General features: G+C 66.0%; 21 protein-coding genes. 12 read left to right on the top strand and 9 right to left on the bottom strand.

What is annotated here, in order from left to right:
• The first annotated feature begins 217 nt into the window (after positions 1-217).
• The 6 genes from oscA to N7607_RS07520 all read left to right on the top strand — a co-directional run bounded on the left by oscA (position 218) and on the right by N7607_RS07520 (position 5,685).
• Positions 218-400, top strand: coding sequence for a sulfur starvation response protein OscA (oscA, locus tag N7607_RS07545; protein ID WP_137973777.1), 183 nt, complete (start codon positions 218-220; stop codon positions 398-400).
• A 186-nt stretch (positions 401-586) separates the two neighbouring features.
• Positions 587-1,597, top strand: coding sequence for a sulfate ABC transporter substrate-binding protein (locus N7607_RS07540; protein ID WP_279865686.1), 1,011 nt, complete (start codon positions 587-589; stop codon positions 1,595-1,597).
• A gap of 186 nt (positions 1,598-1,783) precedes the next feature.
• Positions 1,784-2,602 (top strand): sulfate ABC transporter permease subunit CysT, encoded by an 819-nt coding sequence (cysT, locus tag N7607_RS07535; protein ID WP_279865687.1) that lies wholly within the window; start codon positions 1,784-1,786, stop codon positions 2,600-2,602.
• A gap of 10 nt (positions 2,603-2,612) precedes the next feature.
• Positions 2,613-3,485: a sulfate ABC transporter permease subunit CysW gene (gene cysW / locus N7607_RS07530; protein WP_279865688.1), complete on the top strand. Its 873-nt coding sequence runs from the start codon at positions 2,613-2,615 to the stop codon at positions 3,483-3,485.
• A gap of 270 nt (positions 3,486-3,755) precedes the next feature.
• Entirely contained in the window at positions 3,756-4,745 is a 990-nt protein-coding gene (locus tag N7607_RS07525) for a sulfate ABC transporter ATP-binding protein (RefSeq protein WP_279865689.1), read from the top strand.
• A gap of 244 nt (positions 4,746-4,989) precedes the next feature.
• Entirely contained in the window at positions 4,990-5,685 is a 696-nt protein-coding gene (locus tag N7607_RS07520) for a hypothetical protein (protein WP_347881167.1), read from the top strand.
• Between the two features lie 238 nt (positions 5,686-5,923).
• Here N7607_RS07520 and N7607_RS07515 read toward each other — a convergent pair whose 3' ends face one another.
• A complete protein-coding gene (locus N7607_RS07515; protein ID WP_279865691.1) occupies positions 5,924-6,835 on the bottom strand; it encodes a LysR family transcriptional regulator in 912 nt (303 codons plus the stop codon).
• Between the two features lie 176 nt (positions 6,836-7,011).
• On the opposite strand from N7607_RS07515, the gene N7607_RS07510 reads away from it, so the two are divergent.
• Both N7607_RS07510 and N7607_RS07505 read left to right on the top strand, forming a co-directional pair.
• Entirely contained in the window at positions 7,012-8,193 is a 1,182-nt protein-coding gene (locus tag N7607_RS07510; RefSeq protein WP_279865692.1) for an acyl-CoA dehydrogenase, read from the top strand.
• Between the two features lie 154 nt (positions 8,194-8,347).
• Positions 8,348-9,571 carry a CaiB/BaiF CoA-transferase family protein gene (locus tag N7607_RS07505; protein WP_279865693.1) on the top strand — a complete coding sequence of 408 codons (1,224 nt, stop codon included), beginning with the start codon at positions 8,348-8,350 and terminating at the stop codon, positions 9,569-9,571.
• A 32-nt stretch (positions 9,572-9,603) separates the two neighbouring features.
• On the opposite strand, the gene N7607_RS07500 is transcribed toward N7607_RS07505, so the two are convergent.
• On the bottom strand, positions 9,604-11,076 hold the full coding sequence (locus tag N7607_RS07500; RefSeq protein ID WP_279865694.1) for an FCD domain-containing protein: 1,473 nt from the start codon (positions 11,074-11,076) through the stop codon (positions 9,604-9,606).
• Positions 11,077-11,294: 218 nt separating this feature from the next.
• Here N7607_RS07500 and N7607_RS07495 point away from each other — a divergent pair, with 218 nt between their 5' ends.
• From N7607_RS07495 to N7607_RS07480, 4 genes are all read left to right on the top strand, one after another.
• Positions 11,295-12,626, top strand: a complete 1,332-nt coding sequence (locus N7607_RS07495; RefSeq protein WP_279865695.1) for an MFS transporter — start codon at positions 11,295-11,297, stop codon at positions 12,624-12,626.
• A gap of 230 nt (positions 12,627-12,856) precedes the next feature.
• Complete coding sequence (locus tag N7607_RS07490; protein ID WP_279865696.1) at positions 12,857-14,686, top strand: DUF1302 domain-containing protein; 1,830 nt, start codon at positions 12,857-12,859, stop codon at positions 14,684-14,686.
• A gap of 25 nt (positions 14,687-14,711) precedes the next feature.
• The gene (locus tag N7607_RS07485; protein ID WP_279865697.1) at positions 14,712-16,079 is read left to right on the top strand and encodes a DUF1329 domain-containing protein; all 1,368 of its coding nucleotides are present in this window, start codon (positions 14,712-14,714) and stop codon (positions 16,077-16,079) included.
• 142 nt (positions 16,080-16,221) lie between these two features.
• Positions 16,222-18,816, top strand: a complete 2,595-nt coding sequence (locus N7607_RS07480) for a LuxR C-terminal-related transcriptional regulator (protein WP_279865698.1) — start codon at positions 16,222-16,224, stop codon at positions 18,814-18,816.
• A gap of 7 nt (positions 18,817-18,823) precedes the next feature.
• Here N7607_RS07480 and N7607_RS07475 read toward each other — a convergent pair whose 3' ends face one another.
• The 7 genes from N7607_RS07475 to gspH are packed head-to-tail and all read right to left on the bottom strand — an operon-like array spanning position 18,824 to position 23,434.
• Entirely contained in the window at positions 18,824-19,087 is a 264-nt protein-coding gene (locus N7607_RS07475) for a hypothetical protein (RefSeq protein ID WP_279865699.1), read from the bottom strand.
• 23 nt (positions 19,088-19,110) lie between these two features.
• The gene (locus N7607_RS07470; RefSeq protein ID WP_279865700.1) at positions 19,111-19,638 is read right to left on the bottom strand and encodes a type II secretion system protein M; all 528 of its coding nucleotides are present in this window, start codon (positions 19,636-19,638) and stop codon (positions 19,111-19,113) included.
• Positions 19,635-20,744 carry a type II secretion system protein GspL gene (gspL, locus tag N7607_RS07465; RefSeq protein WP_279865701.1) on the bottom strand — a complete coding sequence of 370 codons (1,110 nt, stop codon included), beginning with the start codon at positions 20,742-20,744 and terminating at the stop codon, positions 19,635-19,637. The genes N7607_RS07470 and gspL overlap by 4 nt, the downstream gene beginning before the upstream one ends.
• Entirely contained in the window at positions 20,741-21,727 is a 987-nt protein-coding gene (gene gspK / locus N7607_RS07460) for a type II secretion system minor pseudopilin GspK (protein ID WP_279865702.1), read from the bottom strand. Before gspK ends, gspL begins: the two co-directional genes overlap by 4 nt.
• Positions 21,724-22,491, bottom strand: a complete 768-nt coding sequence (gene gspJ / locus N7607_RS07455; protein ID WP_279865703.1) for a type II secretion system minor pseudopilin GspJ — start codon at positions 22,489-22,491, stop codon at positions 21,724-21,726. Before gspJ ends, gspK begins: the two co-directional genes overlap by 4 nt.
• Positions 22,488-22,877 carry a type II secretion system minor pseudopilin GspI gene (gspI, locus tag N7607_RS07450; protein ID WP_279865710.1) on the bottom strand — a complete coding sequence of 130 codons (390 nt, stop codon included), beginning with the start codon at positions 22,875-22,877 and terminating at the stop codon, positions 22,488-22,490. The genes gspJ and gspI overlap by 4 nt, the downstream gene beginning before the upstream one ends.
• Positions 22,877-23,434 carry a type II secretion system minor pseudopilin GspH gene (gene gspH, locus N7607_RS07445; protein WP_279865704.1) on the bottom strand — a complete coding sequence of 186 codons (558 nt, stop codon included), beginning with the start codon at positions 23,432-23,434 and terminating at the stop codon, positions 22,877-22,879. The genes gspI and gspH overlap by 1 nt, the downstream gene beginning before the upstream one ends.
• Positions 23,435-23,519 lie beyond the last annotated feature (85 nt).

Raw genomic sequence — 23,519 nt, 5'->3', positions numbered from 1 at the left:
CCGCTGGCGAGGGCGGCAACCGGGCGTTGTGACGAGCGGCAGAAATTTCGACTCTGCAGTCAGGAAGCGGGAACCCGCAGCAGATTCCGCGGTATAGCGAACACTTATAGACCTTAAAAGAATAAATAAATGAATAAACATTCTTTTTAAGAATATATATCACCCCCCTACCATCCGCTCCACGCCCAAACCCGGGCCTCATCCAAGGAGCAGAGTCATGAGCGCAACTCTCAGAAGCGTCGAAGGCCAGGACGAAGCCGGCATCCTGCGCGAAATCCAAGTAGCCCTGCAGAACCTGCGTTTCGGTTCAGTGGAAATCACCGTGCACAACGGCCAGGTGGTGCAGATCGAGCGCAAGGAAAAATTCCGCCTGCAGGCCCAGAACGCCAAGCAGGCCTGATCACCCGCGAAACCCGACTGGACCACCGGAGGGCGCCATTGATGAACCTCAGCACACGCGCCACGAGCATGCCCATGCAGCGGCCCTGTGATTGCCCAGCGCGAATGCGTCAGTGAGCGCTACGGCACCCGCGCAATGTCCCCAGGCCAACACAGAACAACATCCCCAGATTTCAGGAGCTGCACCATGTCCATTCGCCGTTTCGCCCTGGCCGCACTGGCCTCCGCACTGACCTCTGTCCTGGTCGCCGGCCAAGCCGCCGCCGCTGCGGAGATTCTCAACGTGTCCTACGACCCGACTCGCGAGCTGTACCAGGAGTACAACGCCGCCTTCAACAAGCACTGGACCGCCCAGGGCAAGGAAGCGGTGACCGTCCAGCAATCCCACGGAGGCTCGGGCAAGCAGGCTCGCGCCGTGATCGACGGCCTCAAGGCCGACGTGGTGACCCTGGCCCTGGCCGGCGACATCGACGAGCTGAACAAGCTCGGCAAACTGATCCCCGCCGACTGGCAGAGCCGCCTGCCGCAGTCCAGCACCCCGTACACCTCGACCATCGTGTTCCTGGTGCGCAAGGGCAACCCGAAAGGCATCAAGGACTGGGGCGACCTGACCAAGCAGGGCGTCGAAGTCATCACCCCGAACCCGAAGACCTCCGGCGGCGCCCGCTGGAACTTCCTGGCCGCCTGGGCCTGGGCCAAGCAGACCTACGGTAGCGACGCCAAGGCGCAGGAATACGTGAAGAAGCTGTACCAGCACGTGCCGGTACTGGACACCGGTGCCCGCGGCTCGACCATCACCTTCGTCAACAACCAGATCGGCGACGTGCTGCTGGCCTGGGAAAACGAAGCCTTCCTGGCGCTGAAAGAGCAAGGCGGCGATCAGTTCGAAATCGTCGCGCCGAGCCTGTCCATCCTGGCCGAGCCGCCGGTGGCCGTGGTCGACAAGAACGTCGACAAGAAAGGCACCCGCGAAGTGGCCACCGCCTACCTGCAGTACCTGTATAGCGAGGAAGGCCAGCGCATCGCCGCGAAGAACTTCTACCGTCCGCGTGACGAGAAGGTCGCCGCCGAATATGCCAAGCAGTTCCCGCAGCTGAAGCTGGTGACCATCGACAAGGACTTCAACGGCTGGAAAGAAGCGCAACCGAAGTTCTTCAACGACGGCGGCATCTTCGACCAGATCTACCAGGCGCAGTAAGCCGGCTGGTGGCCGCGGGTGACTCCGCGGCCAACGTAGCCAGTAGGGTGGATCGCGCTTCACCGATCCACCATCGACCTCCGCGTGGGTGCCGTGGTGGAAGTAGAAAACGACTTCCACCCTACCGCCTCGACGTGCAGGTCTTGTGCAAAGGCCAAGCGTTCCAACGCAGAGTAAGGACAGACCATGTCACGCCGCATTTCCCCCGTCATACCCGGCTTCGGGCTGACGTTGGGCTACACCCTGGTGTACCTCAGCCTGTTGGTGCTGATTCCCCTGGGTGCCATGTTCGTCCATGCCGCCCAGCTCAGCTGGGAGCAGATCTGGACCATCATCAGCGCGCCGCGCGTGCTCGCTGCGCTCAAGCTGAGCTTCTCCACCGCCCTCGCCGCCGCCGTCGTCAACGGCATCATCGGCACGCTGCTGGCCTGGGTGCTGGTGCGCTACACCTTCCCCGGACGCAAGCTGATCGACGCCATGATCGACCTGCCGTTCGCCCTGCCCACCGCCGTCGCCGGTATTGCCCTCACCGCGCTGTACGCCCCGGCCGGCCTGGTCGGGCAGATCGCCACCTGGCTCGGCTTCAAGATCGCCTACACCCCGCTGGGCATCACCCTGGCATTGACCTTCGTCACCCTGCCCTTCGTGGTGCGCACCCTGCAGCCAATACTGGCGGACATTCCGCGTGAGGTCGAAGAGGCCGCCGCCTGCCTGGGCGCCAAGCCGCTGCAGGTGTTCCGCCATGTGCTGGTGCCGGCGCTGCTGCCGGCCTGGCTGACCGGCTTCGCCCTGGCCTTCGCCCGCGGCGTCGGCGAGTACGGATCCGTCATTTTTATAGCCGGCAATATGCCGATGAAGACCGAGATCCTGCCGCTGCTGATCATGGTCAAGCTCGACCAGTACGACTACCACGGCGCCACCACCATCGGTGTGCTGATGCTGGTGGTCTCCTTCATCCTGCTGCTGCTGATCAACCTGCTGCAGCGCCGCATCGAACGCCCGTAAGGAGGCCGCCATGACTACCGCAACCCTGTCGACCAGCGCCGCCGCCAACGCCGCACGGCGTGGCAACGCGGCAGGGCGCATCGCCCTGATCATCGGCGCCTGGCTGGCCTTCGCCATCTTCCTGCTGCTGCCGCTGCTGGTGGTGCTGCACGAGGCGCTGAAGCTCGGCCTGGGCACCTTCTCCACCGCGCTGATCGAGCCGGACGCCATCAGCGCGCTGAAGCTGACCCTGCTCGCCGTGGGCATCTCGGTGCCGCTCAACCTGGTGTTTGGCGTGGCCGCCGCCTGGTGCGTGAGCAAGTACGAGTTCACCGGCAAGAGCATCCTGGTGACGCTGATCGACCTGCCGTTCTCCGTGTCTCCGGTGATCGCCGGCCTGATCTATGTGTTGCTGTTCGGCGCCCAGGGCTTCTTCGGCGAATGGCTGCAGGAGCGCGATATCCAGATCATCTTCGCCCTGCCGGGCATCGTCCTGGCCACCGTGTTCGTCACCGTGCCCTTCGTCGCCCGCGAACTGATCCCGCTGATGCAGGAACAGGGCACCCAGGAAGAGGAGGCCGCGCGCCTGCTCGGCGCCAACGGCTGGCAGATGTTCTGGCACGTGACCCTGCCCAACATCAAATGGGGCCTGATCTACGGCGTGGTGCTGTGCGCCGCGCGGGCCATGGGCGAGTTCGGCGCGGTGTCGGTGGTGTCCGGCCATATCCGTGGCTACACCAACACCCTGCCGCTGCATGTCGAGATTCTCTACAACGAATACAACCACGTCGCCGCGTTCAGCGTGGCCAGCCTGCTGCTAGCCCTGGCCCTGATCATCCTGCTGCTCAAGCAGTGGAGCGAAGCGCGTCTGTCCCGCCTCAAATCGAATGCCGACGAGGAATAGGAGCCTACCCCTTGGATAAATCACGCCTGCGCCGGCGGCCATTTTTCCGCAGGGCAAGAAAGGAGGAGCGAAGTTTGGCTATTCCAAATGAACGACGACTGACGCAGCCATGCGGAAAAATGGCCCCGGCCCTTCGGGTTGCGCCCAAAAGCACGCCATGCGGCGTTGCGGGGCTCGATAAGGGAATCACCATTACCTTCGCCCCGCGCCTTGCCTGGCGTGCTTTTGGGCTGCAACGCACGCGCGATTTATCCAAGGGGTAGGCTCACCATGAGCATCGAAATCCGTAACGTCAGCAAGCATTTCGGCGCCTTCCGCGCGCTCAACGACATCAACTTGGACATCAACAGTGGCGAGCTGGTGGCCCTGCTCGGCCCGTCCGGCTGCGGCAAGACCAGCCTGCTGCGCATCATCGCCGGCCTGGAAACTCCGGATACCGGCAACATCGTGTTCCATGGCGAGGACGTGTCGCGCCACGACGTGCGTGATCGCAATGTCGGCTTCGTCTTTCAACACTATGCGTTGTTCCGTCATATGACGGTGTTCGACAACGTCGCCTTCGGCCTGCGCATGAAGCCCAAGGGCGAGAAGCCCAGCGAGCAGGAAATCGCCGAGCGCGTGCACGAGCTGCTCAACATGGTCCAGCTCGACTGGCTCTCCGACCGCTACCCGGAGCAGCTGTCCGGCGGCCAGCGCCAGCGCATCGCCCTGGCCCGCGCCCTGGCGGTGAAGCCCAAGGTACTGCTGCTCGACGAACCCTTCGGCGCTCTCGACGCCAAGGTGCGCAAGGAACTGCGCCGCTGGCTGGCGCGCCTGCACGAGGAAGTGCATCTGACCAGCGTGTTCGTCACCCACGACCAGGAAGAAGCCATGGAAGTGGCCGACCGCATCGTGGTGATGAACAAGGGCTCGATAGAGCAGATCGGCTCGCCCGGCGAGGTCTACGAAAAGCCGGCCAGCGACTTCGTCTACCACTTCCTCGGCGACTCCAACCGCCTGCACATCGGCGAGGACCAGCACCTGCTGTTTCGCCCGCACGAGGTGTCGCTGTCGCGTCAGGCGGTGGAGGAACACCGCAGCGCCGAGGTGCGTGATATCCGCCCGCTGGGTGCGATTACCCGGGTGACCCTGAAGGTCGACGGCCAGGACGAGCTGATCGAGGCCGAGGTGGTCAAGGACCACGACAGCCTGAGCGGATTGGCCCGCGGCGAGACGCTCTACTTCAAGCCCAAGGTCTGGCAGCAGCAGCCGTCCCTCTGAGCCCGCTAGCACAGGCAGAGCCGCGCCGGCTCCGCGACGCCAAAAATGCGATGCAAATCACTCTTTTGGCTCATCCTTTGCTATGGCAAGCGCAGTAGGCTGTTGCGACTGCGCTGACGGCCATCTGGCCAACCCATACATACGCGCCGACAAGAATAATAAGGAGCGACCGGGGATGAATCGTAATCCTTTGATTCGATTGATTTTTTCCATCACGCTAGGGATTCTGGCGACGGTTTCCGCCGTGGCTCAGGCCGCCGCCATGACCGCCGCCGAACAGGTACAGGTGTACGCTAGCCGCGCCACCAGCAGCCTGCTTCTGGTCCGTGGCGAGGGCTTTCAGGAGGAGTATCTGACTCGTCTGGAGAAGGATATTGCCGATCTGGAGACTGCCGCCCAGGCCGCCATGAGCGCTAGCTCGGAAATTCCCGGATTGACAACCAAACTTGTTACCCAGTTACGCCTAGGTGTTTCCTTTGGCCCCAAAGAAGACGACATGCCCTGGAGCTATCCGCAGGATCTGGCGCAATCCCTGCGCGATCTGCTGACCGTGGCGCGTGCCGTTCCGGATGCCGACCCGGTCGGTGAACTGCCGGCCCAGGTCGAATATCTGGCCGTGCAGTACCTCAGCCGCTCCTATATCGGCAGCTTCGAGATCGCCCGCGAGCAGACCGACAACTACGTCGGCCAGGACGAGCGCACCCTGGTGCCGCAGATCGACAAGGAACTGGGCGCCCTCGACGGCAAGACCAACCCGGTGGTGGCGAAGCTGCAGACCCGCTGGAAGTTCCTGCGCGCCGCGCTGATGGACATGAACAGCGGCAGCAACACCCTGGCCAGCACCTCCGGCCGCGCCTTCGCGCCGACCACGGTGGACCGCCACACCCGCTCCATGACCGGCCAGTGGATGTCCCTGGGCCAGGTCGCCGGCTCGCCGTAAGCGAGACGGCAAATGATTAAGCCGGGCCAGTGCCCGGCTTTTTTATGCCCGCCACTCGGCCTCGCTCACGCTTCGCGGTATTCGCCTGCAGCGCCTCGTCGTAGCCCGGACGCAATCCGGGAGCGGGGCTGCCTGTTCCCGGATTGCATCCGGGCTACATGCTTAGCGCCTATTTACGGAGTCGATTGACACGCCCCGAACATCGCTCAGGGGAACATCGGGGGCATCGCCAACCTGCTTATGCCCGCGGTTCGGACTCGCGATATTCCCTGGCCTCCACCAGCAGCCAGTCGCGGAACGCGCGCAGGGCGGCCGACTCGGCCTTGCGCTCGGGAATCATCAGGTAATAAGCCTTGTCGCTACTGTGCAGCGCCGCCGGATGCGCCGGCACCAGCCGCCCCTCGGCCAGCTCGCGCTGAATCAGGAAGGGCGGGATCAGCGCCACACCCATGCCATGGCTGGCGGCCTGGGCCAGCATGGAGAACAGCTCGTAGCGCGGCCCGCCGAGGTCGTGCGGCACGCTCAGACCCTGGGCCGCGAACCACTGGCGCCAGGCGTAGGGCCGGGTGCTCTGCTGCAGCAGCGGCAGGCTGGCCAGCTCGGCCGCCTCGAACTGCCCACGGCCGGCCAGCAGCTCCGGACTGCACACCGGCACAGGCTCCTCGGGCATCAGAAAGTGCGCCTCGGTACCGGACCATTCGGCGTCGCCGAAGTAGATCGCCGCATCGAAGGCCGTGTCGGCGAACAGGAACGGCCGGGTGCGGTTGGTCAGGTGCACCGTGACTTCCGGATGCAGGCGCTGGAAGTCCTTCAGGCGCGGCACCAGCCACTGGGTGGCGAAGGTCGGCACCACCGCCAGTTCGATGGCCACCGCGCCCTGCTGGCCCATGGCGGCCAGGGTGTCGCGCTCCACCGCATCGAGCTGGGCGGCCACCTTGCGGCTATAGGCCAGGCCCACCTCGGTCAGCTTGACCCCGCGCCGCGAGCGGCGAAACAGCTCGATGCCGAGGAACTCCTCCAGCCCGGCGATCTGCCGACAGATCGCGCTCTGGGTCAGCGCCAGCTCGTCGGCGGCGCGGGTGAAACTCTGGTGGCGGGCGGCCGACTCGAAGGCCACCAGGGCGGCGGTGCTGGGAATCCTGCGGCGCATCTATGCATAGACCTCAATCTGTAACGCAAAAATTACCCATTCAGGCTATCTCGGAGTGAGTTATTCGCACAACAGCGTGCAAAATCCTCGTTTGCCCGCAGACGCCTGCGCGCCTAGTCTCTCTCCATCGCCCGGCCACGCGCCGGTTTCACTGCCACCGCTTCGAGGATTCGCCCATGGCCGCTAAGGCAAGCTTCAACTGGATCGACCCGCTCCTGCTGGACCAGCAGCTGACCGAGGAAGAGCGCATGGTGCGCGACAGCGCCCAGCAGTTCGCCGCCGACAAGCTGGCCCCGCGCGTGCTGGAAGCCTTCCGCCATGAGCAGACCGACCCGGCGATCTTCCGCGAGATGGGCGAGACCGGCCTGCTCGGCGCCACCATTCCCGAAGCCTACGGCGGCAGCGGCCTGAACTATGTGTGCTACGGCCTGATCGCCCGCGAAGTGGAGCGCATCGACTCCGGCTACCGCTCGATGATGAGCGTGCAGTCGTCGCTGGTGATGGTGCCGATCTACGAGTTCGGCAACGAAGCCACCAAGCAGAAATATCTGCCGAAACTGGCCAGCGGCGAATACATCGGCTGCTTCGGCCTGACCGAGCCGAACCACGGCTCCGACCCGGGCTCGATGATCACCCGGGCCAAGAAGGTCGACGGCGGCTATCGCCTCACCGGCGCCAAGATGTGGATCACCAACAGCCCGATCGCCGACGTGTTCGTGGTCTGGGCCAAGGACGACGCTGGCGAGATCCGCGGTTTCGTTCTGGAGAAAGGCTGGCAGGGCCTGAGCACCCCGACCATCCACGGCAAGGTCGGCCTGCGCGCCTCGATCACCGGCGAAATCGTCATGGATAACGTGTTCTGCCCGGAAGAGAACGCCTTCCCCGACGTGCGTGGCCTGAAGGGCCCGTTCACCTGCCTCAACTCCGCGCGCTACGGCATCAGTTGGGGCGCCCTGGGCGCCGCCGAGTTCTGCTGGCACACCGCGCGCCAGTACTGCCTCGATCGCACCCAGTTCGGCCGCCCGTTGGCACAGACCCAACTGATCCAGAAGAAGCTGGCCGACATGCAGACCGAGATCACCTTGGCCCTGCAGGGCTGCCTGCGCCTGGGCCGGATGAAGGACGAGGGCACCGCCGCGGTGGAAATCACCTCGATCATGAAGCGCAACAGCTGCGGCAAGTCCCTGGAGATCGCGCGCATGGCCCGCGACATGATGGGCGGCAACGGCATCAGCGATGAGTTCGGCGTGGCTCGCCACCTGGTCAACCTGGAAGTGGTCAACACCTACGAAGGCACCCATGACGTGCATGCGCTGATCCTCGGCCGCGCACAAACCGGCCTGCAGGCGTTCTTCTAAGCCCTGTCTCCCATCTCCCCTTGGAGAGGGGCCGGGGCGGGCCGCGTTCGGATGAGGGATTCCCGGGCCGCCGAGTTGCCTATAGCCCCCTCACCCCAGCCCTCTCCCAGAGGGAGAGGGAGTTCTTACCCATTCGCCTTCCCGTGAGGTTCCCATGCCCGGCGCCCTGTCCCATATCCGCGTCCTCGATCTGTCCCGCGTGCTGGCCGGCCCTTGGGCCGGGCAGATCCTCGCCGACCTCGGCGCCGAGGTGATCAAGGTCGAGCGTCCCGGCAGCGGCGATGACACCCGCCACTGGGGCCCGCCCTATATCAAGGATGCCGACGGCAACGACAGCCGCGAGGCGGCGTACTTCCAGTGCGCCAACCGCAACAAGCAGTCGCTGACCCTGGACTTCACCCAGGCCGAGGGCCAGCGCCTGGTCCGCGAGCTGGCGGCCCAATGCGACGTGGTGCTGGAGAACTTCAAGGTCGGCGGCCTCAAGGCCTACGGCCTCGACTACGACGCGCTGAAGGCGGTGAATCCGCGACTGATCTATTGCTCGATCACCGGCTTCGGCCAGGACGGCCCCTACGCCAAACGCGCCGGCTACGACTTCATGATCCAGGGCCTGGGCGGGCTGATGAGCCTGACCGGCAAGCCCGACGGCGAGGACGGTGCCGGGCCGATGAAGGTCGGCGTGGCGCTGACCGACATCCTCACCGGCCTGTACGCCACGGTCGGCGTGCTGGCTGCGCTCAGTGCCCGCGAGCAGAGCGGCGAGGGTCAGTACATCGACGTCGCGCTGCTCGACGTGCAGGTGGCCTGCCTGGCCAACCAGGCGATGAACTACCTGGCCACCGGCAGCGCGCCCAAGCGCCTGGGCAACGCCCACCCGAACATCGTGCCGTACCAGGACTTCCCCACCGCCGATGGCGACTTCATCCTCGCCGTGGGCAACGACGGGCAGTTCCGCAAGTTTTGCGAGGTCGCTGGACTCCCGGCTTTGCCCGACGACCCGCGCTTTTCCACCAACAAGGCGCGCGTGGCGAATCGCGCCGAGCTGATTCCGCTGCTGCGCCAGACCACGGTGTTCAAGAGCACTGCCGAGTGGGTCGCGCTGCTCGAGGAATCCGGCGTGCCGTGCGGGCCGATCAACGATCTGGCCCAGGTGTTCGCCGACCCGCAGGTACAGGCCCGCGGCCTGCACATCGACATGCGCAACGGCATGGGCAGCACCACCCCGCAGGTGGCCAGCCCGCTGCGCCTGTCCGCCACCCCGGTGGACTACCGCCTGGCCCCGCCGCTGCTGGGCGAGCACACCGACGCCCTGCTGCAGCGCCTGCTGGGCCTGGATGCCGAACAGATCGCCAGCCTGCGCGCCGGTGCAGTGATCTAGGCGGATTACCCTAAGCCGCCTCGGCGATCGCGCTAGTCCTCGACCAGGCCGAAGCCGGTCTCGATCAGGCGGATATGGTCGAGCATGCGCCGCCGCGCCAGGCTGGCATCGCCGGCCAGCACTGCGGCGCCCAGGCGGGTCTGGTGCTCGCCGAGGCGCTGCAGAATCCACTGCGCCACGTCGCCGCTCGGGTAGCTCTCCGCCACCGCGCTGAGCACCCTGGCGAACAGGGCCAGGGCGCGGTTGCCACTGAGTTCGGCGATGCAGCGATCCAGTTCGCCGCTGCGGCGCAGGCGCTCCATGTCGCTGGCCGCGTGCAGGCGCTCCAGTTGCTCCTGCAGGCGCAGGCGCCCGCCGTCATCCAGGCGCGCGGCGGCAAGCGCCACCACCGCCGGCTGCAGGTTCTTCCACACCGCATGGAAATGCGGGCCAAGCGACTGCGCCTGGCCCAGGTACTCCACGGCCAGGCGCACCGTGTAGCTGGGGTCCGGTGTATCCACCAGCAGCCCACCGCCGGGACCGCGGCGGCTGCGCAGGATGGCGTGCAGTTCGAGGGTGCGCACCGCCTCGCGCAGCACCGCGCGGCTGACCCCGTGCAATGCCTGCAGGTCGGGCTCGGCGCCGATGCGCGAGCCGGGACCGAGGCCGGAGGCGGTGATATTGCGCGCGATGACCACGGCCAGGCGATGGCCGCTCTTGTCGTAGACCTTGCCGAAGGCGAAGTCCGGCGCCGCCGCCAGGTGGCTCATGGCCGAGGTGGGGCCGCGCTGCAGGCTGCCGCGCAGCTCGATGATCAGCTCACGGGCCAGCCGCAGCTTGTCGTGCACCCGCTCGCGCGCCTCCAGGCCGTTGCCGGCGATCAGTGCTTCGAGCAGGCCGATCTTCAACCGTCGCACCTGGCCGAACACTTCCTGCACCCGCGCCCAGGCATGTGCCTCGCGCGGTGTGCGACCACTGACGGTGACGTACTGCAGGGCCTCGAACAGCAGGCTGATGGCCGGGTTGCCGGCCACCTGGCAGATGAAATCGCGCACCTTGGTCAACAGTTGCAGCTCTGTGTTGAAGCACCCGGGTTGCTCCTGGCCCAGCTCGGCGATCAGCAGGCGCGCCTGGGGGATGTCGGACTCGTCCAGGCGCTCGGCCGCCAGCATCACCGCCTGCGACTCGACCAGCTCACGCGCCTCGTACAGCTCGTCGAAACTGACGTCGGTCAGCTCCAGGTACGTGGCCAGCGCCAGTGCCGCCGAGTCCCGTGCCGGGCGGCTGATCACCAGGCCGCCGCCGCTTCCACGGCGCATGCTGGCCACGCCGTGGCGCTCCAGCTGGCGCACCGCCTCGCGCAGGGTGGAGCGACAGACGCCGTAGCGCTCCATCAATTGAGCCTCGGAGCCGAACACCCGACCCACCGGCCAGCCAATGGCGGCGATATCGCGCTGCAGCGACGCGGCCACCCGCTCGGCCAACTTGGCTGGCCGTACGGCATCGATACCTGATGTACCCGACATGTTTGCCGCCCAATCCATGGAGAAGGCGACACATTAGTCCAGTTGTTTCCGATTTAATACGGCACCGGCGCACAGATATTCGCCATGGGGCATCAGCCTGATTCAGCTCACTGATAACACCTTCGAGCGATATTAAGCCGCGCTTATACGGACCTAAGCTGGGTTCACACCCGTCACCCCAACGCGCGCCAGGAAGGCGCCGCGGAGAGCCTTGACCCATGTCCAATAACAACAACGGTTATCCCTCCAGTCTTTCTGCCTGGATCACCGTGACCATCCTGATGGTCGCCTACGTGCTGTCGTTCATCGACCGGCAGATCCTCAACCTGCTGGTAGGCCCGATCCGCCGTGACCTGGTGATCAGCGACACACAGATGAGCCTGCTGATGGGGCTGTCCTTCGCCCTGTTCTACACCATTTGCGGCATTCCCCTCGGGCGCCTGGCCGACACCAAGAGCCGCCGCGGCCTGATCGCCATCGGCGTGCTGTTCTGGAGCGCCGCCACCGCCGCCTGCGGCATGGCCAAGCTGTACTGGCAGTTCCTGATCTGCCGGGTCGGCGTCGGTGTCGGTGAAGCGGCGCTGTCGCCGGCCGCCTATTCGCTGATCGCCGACAGCTTCCCGCCCAATCGCCGCGCTACTGCCATGGCGGTGTACGGCATGGGTGTGTACCTGGGTTCGGGCATTGCCTTCCTGCTCGGCGGCCTGGTGATCCAGTTCGCCTCGGCCCAGGGTGACGTGCATCTGCCCGTGTTCGGCGAAGTGCGCCCCTGGCAGCTGATATTCCTCATCCTCGGCGCCGCCGGCGTGCTGTTCACCCTGCTGATGCTGGCCGTGCGCGAACCGGCCCGCCGCGGTGTGGGCGCCGGTGTGGCGGTACCGCTGGCCGACGTAGGCCGCTATATCCGCAGCAACCGCCGCACCGTGCTGTGCCACAACCTTGGCTTCGCCGGCCTGGCCTTCGCCGGCTACGGCAGCGCCGCCTGGATTCCCACCTTCTACATCCGCACCTACGGCTGGGATGCCGGCCAGGTCGGCATCATCTACGGCTCCATAGTCGCCGTATTCGGCTGCCTCGGCATCGTCTTCGGCGGGCGCCTGGCGGACTGGCTGGCCAAGCACGGACGCAGCGACGCCAACATGCGGGTCGGCCTGTACGCCGCCATCGGCGCCCTGCCCTTCGTCCTGGCGTTCCCGCTGATGGATACTGCGTTCTGGTCCTGCGTGCTGATGGCGCCGACCGTGTTCTTCCTCAGCATGCCGTTCGGCGTGGCGCCGGCGGCGATCCAGGAGATCATGCCCAACTCCATGCGCGGCCAGGCTTCGGCGTTGTACCTGTTCGTCATCACCCTGATCGGCCTGGGCCTGGGCCCGACCGCCGTGGCGCTGGTCACCGACTTCGTGTTCGCCGACGACAACGCCCTGCGCTACTCGCTGCTGATCGTCACCGGCATCGCCGTGAGCGCTTCCGTGCTGCTGCTGTGGCGCGGCCTGCATCCTTACCGCGAGAGCCTGCAGCGTCTGCAGCAGTGGTCGCTTAACCCGGCCTGAATCCACCTCTCGTGATACTGCAAAGCCCCGCCTCGGCGGGGCTTTTTCATTGTCCATGGGGTTTCGCTGATGACCCTGCATTCAGCCCACTTCTGGTCGGCGACAGAGGCCGCCGCAGAGGCCGGTTAATCCTTTCGAGCGACAGTACAAATACGTCCTTGGTGCGCTTATGCGCCTGTCATCCGCTGGGTAGTGTGCGGCCAGTTGCACCCCCATTCACGGAGAGCCTCATGACAAAAACAACAAGGCCCGGAATCTTCCAGCCGCACACCCTCGCCCTGGCCATCGCCCTCGGAACCATTGCTCCGGCGCATGCCGTCAACTTCAACATCGGGGAGATCGAAGGTCAGCTCGACTCGTCCATTTCGGTCGGCGCCAGCTGGTCGATGCGCGGCGCCGATCCGGACTTCATCGGTGAAGCCAACGGCGGCACCGGCTTCACCCAGACCGGTGACGACGGCCGCCTGAACTTCAAGAAGGGCGAGACCTTCTCGAAGATCTTCAAGGGCATCCACGACCTCGAACTGAAATATGGCGACACCGGCGTATTCGTGCGCGGCAAGTACTGGTACGACTTCGAGCTGAAGGACGAGCAGCGCCTGTGGAAGGACATCGACGATTCCAACCGCAAGCAGGCCGCGCAGTCCTCCGGCGCCGAAATCCTCGACGCCTTCGTCTACCACAACTACTCGATCGGCGAGCTGCCGGGCTCGGTGCGCGCGGGCAAGCAGGTGGTCAGCTGGGGTGAGAGCACCTTCATCGGCAACAGCATCAACTCGATCAACCCGATCGACGCCGCCGCCTTCCGCCGCCCAGGCGCGGAGATCAAGGAAGGCCTGATCCCGGTCAACATGTTCTACGTCTCGCAGAGCCTCACCGACCAGCTGTCGGCCGAAGCCTTCTACCAGATCGAGTGGGACCAGACGGTCGCCGACAACTGCGGCACCTTCTTCGCCAGCGCCGATGTGGTCGCCGACGGTTGCGACGACAACTACACCATCCTCGGCCCAGGCTCGATCGCCTCGATCCAGGCGGCCAAGGCGGGACGCCTCGGCCCAGCCGCCCGCGCCGCAATGGCCGAGGTTGACGTCACCGACGAGGGCCTGATCGTGCCGCGCGGCGGTGATCGCGACGCCAAAGACAGCGGCCAGTTCGGCACCGCGCTGCGCTGGATGGGTGACGAGGCGGAATACGCCGCCTACTTCCTCAACTACCACAGCCGCACGCCCAACCTGAGCATGCAGAACGCCAGCGCCGCGGACATCACCGCCGCCCTGACCACTCTCGGCGGCGCCCTGGCCCAGCCGATCCTGCTCGGCCGCGGCAGCTATTTCCTCGAGTACCCCGAGGACATCCGCCTGTACGGCCTGAGTTTCTCCACCTCGCTGCCCACCGGCACCGCCTGGTCCGGCGAGCTCAGCTACCGCCCGAACATGCCGCTGCAGATCAACACCACCGACATGACCGGCAAGCTGGCCACCTCGGTTGCCGGCGCCGCTGCCACTGGTGGCTTCGCCGGCGCCTTGGGCCAGGCCAATGCCATCAGCCGCGGCTACAACCGCAAGGAAGTGACACAGGCGCAGACCACCCTGACCCACTTCTTCGATCAGGTCATGGGCGCCGATCGCCTGACCCTGGTGGGCGAAGTAGGCGTGACCCGCATCGGCGGCCTGGAGCGCCAGAGCGAGGTCCGCTACGGCCGCGACTCGATCTACGGTTCGCCTTACGGCACCGCCGCGTCCAACCTGGCCGCCGCCGAGGATTATGGCTACCACGGCTTCTACACCAGCACCTCCTGGGGCTATCGCGCCCGTGCGGTGTGGGACTACAGCAACGTGTTCGCCGGCATCAACCTCAAGCCGAACCTCTCCTGGTCGCACGACGTGGACGGTTACGGTCCGGTGTTCAACGAAGGCGCCAAGGCGGTCAGCGTCGGCCTCGATGCGGAGTACCGCAACACCTACACCGCCAGCCTGTCCTACACCGATTTCTTCGGTGGCGACTACAACCCGATCGAAGACCGCGACTTCCTCGCGTTCAGCGTCGGCGTGAACTTCTAATTCGGCTCCACAGAGAATCAGTCACATGAAAACAACAAGACAACTGATCAGCGTCCTCACCCTCTCCCTGCTGGCCGGCAGCGTGCTCGCTGCCGTCTCGCCGGAAGAAGCCGCCAAGCTCGGTGACAGCCTCACTCCGGTGGGCGCGGAGAAATCCGGCAACGCCGACGGCAGCATTCCGGCCTGGACCGGCGGCCTGGCCAAGAACGCCGCGGCCGTGCTGCCCGGCGGCTTCCTCGGCGACCCGTTCGCCAACGAACAGCCGCTGTTCACCATCACCGCGCAGAACGTCGAGCAGTACAAGGACAAGCTGGCCGAAGGCCAGATCGCCATGTTCAAGCGCTATCCCGAGACCTACAAGATGGTGGTCTACCCCAGCCACCGCAGCTCGGCGATGCCTGCGCAGATCTATGAGGCGGCCAAGAAGAGCGCGACCAACACCAGCCTGATCGAGGGTGGCAACGGCCTGGCAGGCTTTGCCGACAGCCGCTACTACGCCTTCCCGATTCCGCAGAACGGCCTGGAAGTGGTGTGGAACCACATCACCCGCTACCGCGGCGGCAACCTGCGGCGCAGCACCGTGCAGGCCGCTCCGCAGACCAATGGTGCCTACACCCTGGTGCACTTCGAGGACGAAGTGGCGTTCCCCAGCCAGACCAAGGGCCTGGACCCGAAGAAGGCCGAAAACGCCCTGCTGTTCTTCAAGCAGCGCGTCACCGCGCCGTCGCGCCTGGCCGGCAATGTGCTGCTGGTGCACGACTCGCTGGACCAGATCGCCGAGCCGCGCATGGCCTGGCTGTACAACGCCGGCCAGCGCCGCGTGCGCCGTGCCCCGCAGGTGGCCTATGACGGCCCGGGTACCGCCGCCGACGGCATGCGGACCTCGGACAACTTCGACATGTACAACGGCGCCCCCAACCGCTACGACTGGAAGTTGGTGGGCAAGCGCGAAATGTACATCCCGTACAACAGCTACAAGCTGCAGTCGCCGGACGTGAAGTACGACGACATCATCAAGGCCGGTCACACCAACCAGGACCTGGCGCGCTACGAGCTGCACCGCGTGTGGGAAGTCGAGGCGACCCTGAAGTCCGGCGAGCGCAACATCTACGCCAAGCGCCGCTTCTTCGTCGACGAGGACTCCTGGCAGATCGCCGTGTCCGAGCACTACGACGGCCGCGGCCAACTGTGGCGCGTAGGCCAGGCCATGCTGGTGCAGCAGTTCGAACAGCAGGTCCCGGTGTACGCCTTCGAGGCCCTGTACGACATCATCGCCGGCCGCTACATCGCCGTAGGCTTGGCCAACGAAGAGAAGAGCGCCGTGCAGTACGGTATCCAGGCCTCGGCGGTGGACTTCACCCCGGCGGCTCTGCGCAACGCCGGCGTCCGCTGAGTTCCATCGCAACGCTGCTCCAACTTGAGGCGACCCCAGTGGTCGCCTTTTTTGTCTGCACCGGCCAACTGCGCGGCGCGATTGGGTAACATCGACCCCGTCCCGACGCCCACAATCACAACAAAAAGCCGAGGCCACGACCATGCAAGACAAGGTTCGCGCCCTGCATCCGGCCGCCATTACGCGTCAACCGGAGCACCCCCTGCCGCGCCTGCCGGCAGCCTATATCGCCCGCCCGCGCCTGACCCAGGCACTGCTCGCCGGCGACTGCCGACTGACTCTGGTCTGCGCCCCCGCCGGCTTCGGCAAGAGCGTTTTGCTCAACGAATGTGCGCGCCAGGCGCCCCACGGTACCCAGGTGGTCTGGCTCGATCTGCTCGGCCATCCACACAGCCCCGCCGAACTGCTCGCCCGCCTGGCAGCCGCCCTGCACCTGCCCCATGGCGACGGCGAACCCTGCGCCGAGCTGGGCCTGCTGCTCGGCCGCGTCGAGCAACCGCTGTGGATCATCCTCGACGATTACCCACGGCAACCCTGCGCCGAGTTGGATGCCTGCCTCGATCGCCTGCTGGAACGCGCCCCGCACACCCTGCGCTGGTGGATCGGCGGACGCCGCCGCCCGGCCTGGAACCTGCCGCGCCTGCTGCTGCAGGGCGACCTGCAGGAGCTCGACGCACACGCCCTGGCCCTCGACCAGGACGAGCTCGGCCGGCTACTGCAACAGCGCCAGCAGACCCTGCCCGACGAACTCACCGCCCAGTTGCTGCACCACAGCGAAGGCTGGCCGGCCGGCGTCTGCCTGCTGCTGATCGGCGGCCACGCCGACAACCTCGGCCAGCGCCTGGCCGCCGGCACACCGCTGCTGCTGGAGTACCTCGAACGCGAAGTGCTGGCCACGTTGCCACCGCCGCTACAGCACGCGCTGTTCGTGCTGGCGCACATGCCGCGCTTCTCCGCCGCCCTGTGCGAACACCTGCTGGAAGAACACGGCGGCGCCCAGGTACTGGAGCAACTGCGCCAGCGCCAGCTGTTCCTTCACGGCCTGGACAGCTGCGGCGAATGGTTCCGCCTATGGCGTCCGCTGGCGGCCATGCTCAAGCGCATGCCCGGTGGCCAGCCACCGCTGCAGGCCCACGTGCGCGCCTGCCAGTGGTTCGCCGCCCGCGAGGCGGTGCGCGAAGCAGTGGAACATGCGCTGTGGGCCGCGCAACCGGACGTGGCGGCCAACTACCTGCAACGCTATGGCCAGGACCAGCTGCTGATCGGCCAGAGCGTCGCCCAGTTTCTGCACTGGCGCGACGGCCTGCCGCCCAGCCTGTTCAACAGCACACCACGGCTGATCATGCTGCAGGCCTGGGCCCTGATCATCTGCGCGCGCCTGGACGAAGTGGACGCCTGCATCGCCGAGCTGAACCGCTTCCTGCCGCAGCCCGACGCGCGCCGCCAGCAGCAGCTGATCGCCCAGTACCAGGCGGTGCTCGGTGTGCTGCAACGCCAGCGCGGCCAGCCCAGCGCGCGCCAGCACTGCCTGGAAGCCCTGGAAGTGCTGCACGAGTCGGCCTGGTCGCAGCACATCCTGTGCAACCAGGCCCTGGCCCAGCAGGCCATGGCCGAGCTCGACCTGGCCAGCGCCCAGCACTACAGCCGCGAGGGCCTGCGCCTGGCGCGCCTGCGCGGCAGCGTGCTGTTCGAATCGCTGCTCAGCGTCGACCATATCCACCTGCTGGCCATGCTCGGCGAACGCGAGCGCGCCCTGGAGCAGACCGGGCAATGCCTGCAACTGCTGCAGGATGCCGACCAGCGCGGTCCGGTATTGGCCAGGCTGCTGCTGTTGCGTGGCACCCTGCTGGCCAGCCGCGGTGACATCGAAACAGCCCAATCCGTGCTGAAGCAGGGCATCCAGGAAGCCGAGAGCTGCGAGGACGCCTACATGCTGTATGGCTATCTCGGCTTGGCCGAGCTGGCTGGCTCCCAGGGAGACACCGAGACCGCCCAGCACCTGCTGCGCCGCGCCGAGCGGCAGATGCAGCTGTCGCACGTACCGGAGATCCGCTACCGGGAGCTGCTGCTGCTGGCCCATGGCGGCCTGTGGTTGCGCCAGGGCGATGCCGGGCAGGCGCGTAACGCCTTCCTGCGCGTGCGCCAACGCCTGGAAAAGGAGCACCTGCTGGCGCCCTCAGGGTTCTATGATTTGCTGCCACGGGCACGCCTGTACCTGGCCAGGGCCGAACTGGCGCTGGGCGAGACCGCGACGGCGCTGAGCGCCCTGCAGGCGCTCCACGATGACTGCCAGCGCAGCGGCCATAACACCCTGGCCACCCAGGCCCGCCTGATCCAGGCCGAGACCCTGCACCGCAGCGGCCACGCCGCCGAGGCCGAGGCCCTGCTGCGCATTGCGGTCGGCGAAGCCGAACGCCAGCAGCAACTGCTACCGCTGCTGGCCCTGCAGCAACGCCAGCCGGATTGGCTGATCGGCAACCCGGCCTGGCCGCAGCACCTGCTGCAGGCCGCCGATAGCGACGACGCGCCGTTACCGAGCGAGTCGCTGCTGAGCAAGCGCGAACTGGCAGTGCTCGGGCTGATCGCCCAGGGCCATTCCAATCAGCAGATTGCCGAGCAGCTGTACATCTCCCTGCACACGGTGAAAACCCACGCGCGGCGGATCAACGTCAAGCTCGGCGTACAGCGCCGCACCCAGGCCGTGGCGCGGGCCAAGGCGGAAGGCTGGCTGAGCTGAGCGTCGCCTAGGGCGCTGCGGCAACGCCGGCCAGCTGCACCAGACGTTCGCTCATGCCACGGGTGTGGCGGCCGACCATCAGCGGCGCCAGCGGGCGTCCCGAACGGCCCAGGCGCGCACGGCCGGCGCGGTCGAAGTCGCCGAGGGCCATGCGCAGGTAGCGCCAGTCGGCACGCGCCCGACGGCCCTGGTCCGCGGCGCTGGCCGCCATCACATACAGCACGACAAGAAAAGAGCTAAACAGCACCAAGGCGATATTCACGTAGTACATGCGACTCCCTTCTGCACGACATCCTAGGCACCCTCGATGGCCATGGTCAGCCGGGCGTCGACTTTGCCGACACCACTGCGCTCCAGGCTGACCTCCCTGAGTGCCACTCCTTTGTCTTCCAGCTCCGCCAGCCAGCGCAGCAGACTCTCGAAGGGAGCCTGCGCCAAGGCGATCAGCAACCGGCCGCTGCCTTCGCTATCGAGGCGCTCCAGTACCAGTCCATGCTTCTGCGCCGTGCTGGTGATCACGCCCTGCAGCTGCTCCGGGCTAAGCTCCGGTCGCGCGCTCCGGGCGGATTGGCTGACCGTTGGCGCGTGCTCCTGCAGGTAGGACAGAAACTCTCGTTCCTGCAGGTAGCGGGCACTCGCCGAGTCGAGCTTGCGATCGATGGGCAACCAGATGAAGGCGTAGAACAGCACCAGGGCGAAGAAGACACCGAGCACCATCAGGGCCAGACGGTCCCTTGGCGGCAGCTGCCGCCAGTGCTGCCAGGCGCCGGACTGAATCACTTTACTGGTGATCTCGCTCTTCCACTGCAGCAACGCGTTCATTGAGCGCCTCCCAGAATGACCCTGGCGCTCACGCCATCTTCCTCACGGTTGGCCGAGCCGAGCTGAACCGGCAGACCAGAATCCACCAGCCGTTTGCGCAGCTTCTCCACTTCGGCAAAATCACCGGCCTTGACCTGCAGCGCCAGATCGCCGCGGTTCTGGCTGTAATCGATCTGCGCCACCGAGATCGACCCCTGATCCTTGGCCATGGCCGCAGAGGCCGTCTCCATCAGGCTGATGAAACCGCCGCCCGACTGCGAACCAGCCTTGAGATGCTCGGCGAACTGGGCTTTCAGATTGATGATGCGCCGGTCCTGGGGAAACAACTTCTTGTAGAGCTCCAGGCTGGACTGGGCAAAGTGATCGGCCTGCCTTTCGTAGTACAGAGCCTGGAAGAGGCTGAAGCTCAGATGCAGGAACAGCCCGACGCCGAGCAGAATGGCAGCCGGTCGCCAGATGGCCCACGCCTGGTTATCTACGCGCCGGGCGAACTCGCCCTGGGCCAGGTCGGTTGCATCAGCTCGCCCCGTCGCCAGCAACTGGTAGGGCGCATCCGACTCCAGCAGAGTCCATTGTGGCTCCATATCCTGCATCTCGGACCACTGCTCGGCGGCGAATGCCATGCGTAACTCGCCATTGCCGCCCAGCAAACCGCGCTCCCCCAGCAGCAGCGCCTGGCCGCCTGCCTCCAGCGGCAACATATCGGCGTCCACGTGGACGGCAGCCACTTCCAGATCGAGCGCGCGCAAACGCGACAACCAACCCGCCAGCAGCGCGCGACGGATAGCCACCACACGGTAGCGCTGATCTGATTGTTGTTTGCCCAGCGCCAGATGGAACAGCTCGACATCCTCGGCCAGCATCTCTTCGACAGCGAAGGGCAGCGCCTGGCGTAACCATCGATCCTTGGCAGTGGGCAGCTCTACCAGGAACGCACTCACCGCCTCGACGGGCAATACCAGGACGATGGCGCGACCCTGCAGCTGCTCGGCACATTCGACCAGGCCGAGCCGCAGGCACTCGCCATCCTCGCGCAGCCAGTGCACCTGGCAATCGTCGGCCAGTTCGCCACCACACTCAGGGCCTAGAAACAGGCAGTCCGTCATCGCTCATCCCGCTCGTTCGCTTCGGCCAACATCACACGCTCGTAGCCTGGTTGCCCAATGCTACGACGCAATACCCACACGCCACCCTTGCCGTCACGCTGCAGGGTGCTGGAAAGAACCTCGCGGCGCTCATCCAGGCGCACTTCGCTGCGCACCAGGAAATAGCTGCTGCCAACCGCCAACCCGGCCTCCCGGACACCAGTGCCGGCAAGCGCCGGCTGATCGAGAAAGGATCTGACATCCCGATAGCCCTCTTTCCCGCGTGCGCCCATCAACGCCGTGGCAGCCACCGGATCGAGAGTATCCGCCAGGCTCGACAGCACCAGGGCGCTGGCCGTGTTCACATTCAGCGGAACCTTGGCCGGCAGTGCTGCAATGTACGGGCGCAGGCGCCGATAGTCATTCTCGCTCATCCCCAGCAGCAGACGCACTTCCGAGGCGTCCTGCATCTCGTGGCCAGCGGTACGGTACGGCGGTTGCGCCAGCAGATACTGGTTGTCCTCCGCGCCGTACTCGCCGGTCGGCTCCTGGTCCTTGTCCAGCCAGTCCACCAGGCGCTCCGCATAGGGTGTCTCGATCTCCAGGCGCAGCAGCAGGCGGCGGAACCGATCCACGGCCTGTTTGTTGACCTTGTCGTCCTGCACCAGGCTGTTGACGTTGAAGCGCCCGGCCAGATCCTCGATGCGCACGCCGATCTCACCCTGGTCGATGGGGAAAGCCGGCAACGGTTTGGCCCAGGCCTCCAGCGGATGGTCCACAGGCTTCAGCGGGTCACTGCCCGGCTCCTTGAGGTCTCGCGCCAGCACTGCCAGACCCAGCGCTTCGCCGCCGAGGGCATACTGTTTCGCCTGCTGGCTGGCAAGCTGGTTGCCACTGGAGCGGATTGCCAGTTGCTGACGGGCAATCAGACCCGCGCAGATGACCGTGACGATGGCCACCACCAGCATGACGGTCACCAGGGCCACGCCCTGCTGCCGCCTCACACCTTCACCTCTTGCACTGGGGCGGGAGCGGGACTCGGACTCGGACTCGGACTCGGACTCGGACTCGGACTCGGACTCGGACTCGGCTCAGAGGGTGTGGGGGGAGTCTCGGGTTGTGCCTGCGGTTTTTCTTCCACCGCCGGCTCAGGCAGGCGGTAAAGACGGGTCAGCTCACCGTAGCGTTCATGTTCCAGTTTCAGCTCGACCGCCATCGGCAAACGCAGGCGGTTTTCCTCTAGAGTACGTTCACCGCTGGCCGGCGGCCATTGTCCCTGCCACTCCCCGCGCTCATCCATGTAGCGAAACTCGAGCGTCCGCACTCCCGCCAGCAGGGTCTGTACTCGGGGCTGGCTATCCACTGCCTGATCCAGCACCGTCCAGTAGACCCGCTCCAGGGTCTTGTCCGACAGGCGCCAGCGCACCCGCTGCAGCTGGGCGCGTGCCAACCCCATGGGGTTGAGCCAGCCATTGCGGGTCAGCTCGATGGCCGCCGTACCGTCTATCGCACCCAGTTCGCCGAGCAAAGCCGCGCGCTCGTCACCATAGGGGTCACGCACGCTGCGCACCGCGGCCTGGGCCAGGTCGCGGTCGAGCGCGGCAAAGGCCCGGGTCAGTTCGCGCAGGGATTGTTCGTTGGCCCGTGTCGCCTCGTCCGTACGCAACACGCTGTCCAGCATGCGGTAGGTGCCCAGCCCCAGCAGGGCAAAGATGGAAATAGCGATCACCACTTCCAGCAGGGTGAAGCCGCGCTGTCCGCCGCTCACTTGCGCACCGCCAGGAACCCGGTAACCACCCGCAGCGAGCGCTCACGCACCGGCTCGGCACCACCGCGCTCGGGCTTGAGCGCCACCCAGACAGAGAGCCGGCGGATGCCCTTGTCACTGGTGGCCTCGATCTCGCTGTAGGTTTCCCAGCTGCGCCCGCCGAAGTCCAGCACCTTGCTCTCGCGCCCCTCGCCCGGCGTAGGCCGCTTGAGCTGCAGCTCGGTGATGCGGTTCTCGGCGATCCAGCCGGCCATGCTCTTGAGCTGGAGCTGCTCGGCGATCTGCAGGCTGCGCTGGCTCGCTGCAAGTACCGAGCCCGCCACCACGGCGAAGATCGCCAGGGCCACCAATACCTCCAGCAGGGTGAAGCCACGTTGCGAGCGAATCACAGGCTCTGCCCCGCCAGCTCGGCGCGCGGCAGCTGATAGCCATCGCTGCTCAGCAGATAGGCGCCACCGCCAGACTTGCGCTCCTCCAGCCGCAGGCGAAATGGCGACAGCTCGCCGCTGGAGAGAATCAACAGCTGGGGAATCGGCTTCTCCTTGTCTTCCTCGTCATCCCCGCCCAGGCCGGGCATGTCTTCCGATACGCTTGGCTCTGGCAGCTGCAACGCCTCGCCGTCCAGCTCCAGCAGCAGCCGCGACCAGACCGGCAACTTGTACAGCTGCCGATCTTCCATCTCGCTCCAATCACCCGAGGCATGGTCGTAGATCAGCACGCCATAGCCCTCGGCATCCACCAGCAACCCATATTCCTGGCCATCCAGTACCGCCTCATCGGACAGCAGGGTAATCAAGCCAGCCAGGCGCTCGGCCTCGTCGCGCAGCTCGCGACTATGGCTGGAGCTGCCCGCGGAGAGCACGGTCAGGCTGACCAGGGTGCCGATGATGACCAGCACCACCAGCAACTCGATCAGCGTGAAGCCCCGCGCAGCTCGCCGCATCAGGAATCAGAGGTCCCAGTTACCGATATCGGTATTGGTACCGTCGCCGCCTTCCTGGCCGTCGGCGCCCAGGCTGTACAGGTCG

The organism is Pseudomonas sp. GD04019 (assembly GCF_029837695.1).
Lineage (GTDB): Bacteria > Pseudomonadota > Gammaproteobacteria > Pseudomonadales > Pseudomonadaceae > Aquipseudomonas.
This window is presented reverse-complemented; position numbering and strand designations above follow the sequence as displayed.

What these genes read in the sequence shown, in the direction of transcription:
- oscA (WP_137973777.1), top strand. Translation starts at nt 218, where the DNA reads ATGAGCGCAACTCTCAGAAGCGTCGAAGGCCAGGACGAAGCCGGCATC.
- N7607_RS07540 (WP_279865686.1), top strand. Translation starts at nt 587, where the DNA reads ATGTCCATTCGCCGTTTCGCCCTGGCCGCACTGGCCTCCGCACTGACC.
- cysT (WP_279865687.1), top strand. Translation starts at nt 1,784, where the DNA reads ATGTCACGCCGCATTTCCCCCGTCATACCCGGCTTCGGGCTGACGTTG.
- cysW (WP_279865688.1), top strand. Translation starts at nt 2,613, where the DNA reads ATGACTACCGCAACCCTGTCGACCAGCGCCGCCGCCAACGCCGCACGG.
- N7607_RS07525 (WP_279865689.1), top strand. Translation starts at nt 3,756, where the DNA reads ATGAGCATCGAAATCCGTAACGTCAGCAAGCATTTCGGCGCCTTCCGC.
- N7607_RS07515 (WP_279865691.1), bottom strand. Translation starts at nt 6,835, where the DNA reads ATGCGCCGCAGGATTCCCAGCACCGCCGCCCTGGTGGCCTTCGAGTCG.
- N7607_RS07510 (WP_279865692.1), top strand. Translation starts at nt 7,012, where the DNA reads ATGGCCGCTAAGGCAAGCTTCAACTGGATCGACCCGCTCCTGCTGGAC.
- N7607_RS07505 (WP_279865693.1), top strand. Translation starts at nt 8,348, where the DNA reads ATGCCCGGCGCCCTGTCCCATATCCGCGTCCTCGATCTGTCCCGCGTG.
- N7607_RS07500 (WP_279865694.1), bottom strand. Translation starts at nt 11,076, where the DNA reads ATGTCGGGTACATCAGGTATCGATGCCGTACGGCCAGCCAAGTTGGCC.
- N7607_RS07495 (WP_279865695.1), top strand. Translation starts at nt 11,295, where the DNA reads ATGTCCAATAACAACAACGGTTATCCCTCCAGTCTTTCTGCCTGGATC.
- N7607_RS07490 (WP_279865696.1), top strand. Translation starts at nt 12,857, where the DNA reads ATGACAAAAACAACAAGGCCCGGAATCTTCCAGCCGCACACCCTCGCC.
- N7607_RS07485 (WP_279865697.1), top strand. Translation starts at nt 14,712, where the DNA reads ATGAAAACAACAAGACAACTGATCAGCGTCCTCACCCTCTCCCTGCTG.
- N7607_RS07480 (WP_279865698.1), top strand. Translation starts at nt 16,222, where the DNA reads ATGCAAGACAAGGTTCGCGCCCTGCATCCGGCCGCCATTACGCGTCAA.
- N7607_RS07475 (WP_279865699.1), bottom strand. Translation starts at nt 19,087, where the DNA reads ATGTACTACGTGAATATCGCCTTGGTGCTGTTTAGCTCTTTTCTTGTC.
- N7607_RS07470 (WP_279865700.1), bottom strand. Translation starts at nt 19,638, where the DNA reads ATGAACGCGTTGCTGCAGTGGAAGAGCGAGATCACCAGTAAAGTGATT.
- gspL (WP_279865701.1), bottom strand. Translation starts at nt 20,744, where the DNA reads ATGACGGACTGCCTGTTTCTAGGCCCTGAGTGTGGTGGCGAACTGGCC.
- gspH (WP_279865704.1), bottom strand. Translation starts at nt 23,434, where the DNA reads ATGCGGCGAGCTGCGCGGGGCTTCACGCTGATCGAGTTGCTGGTGGTG.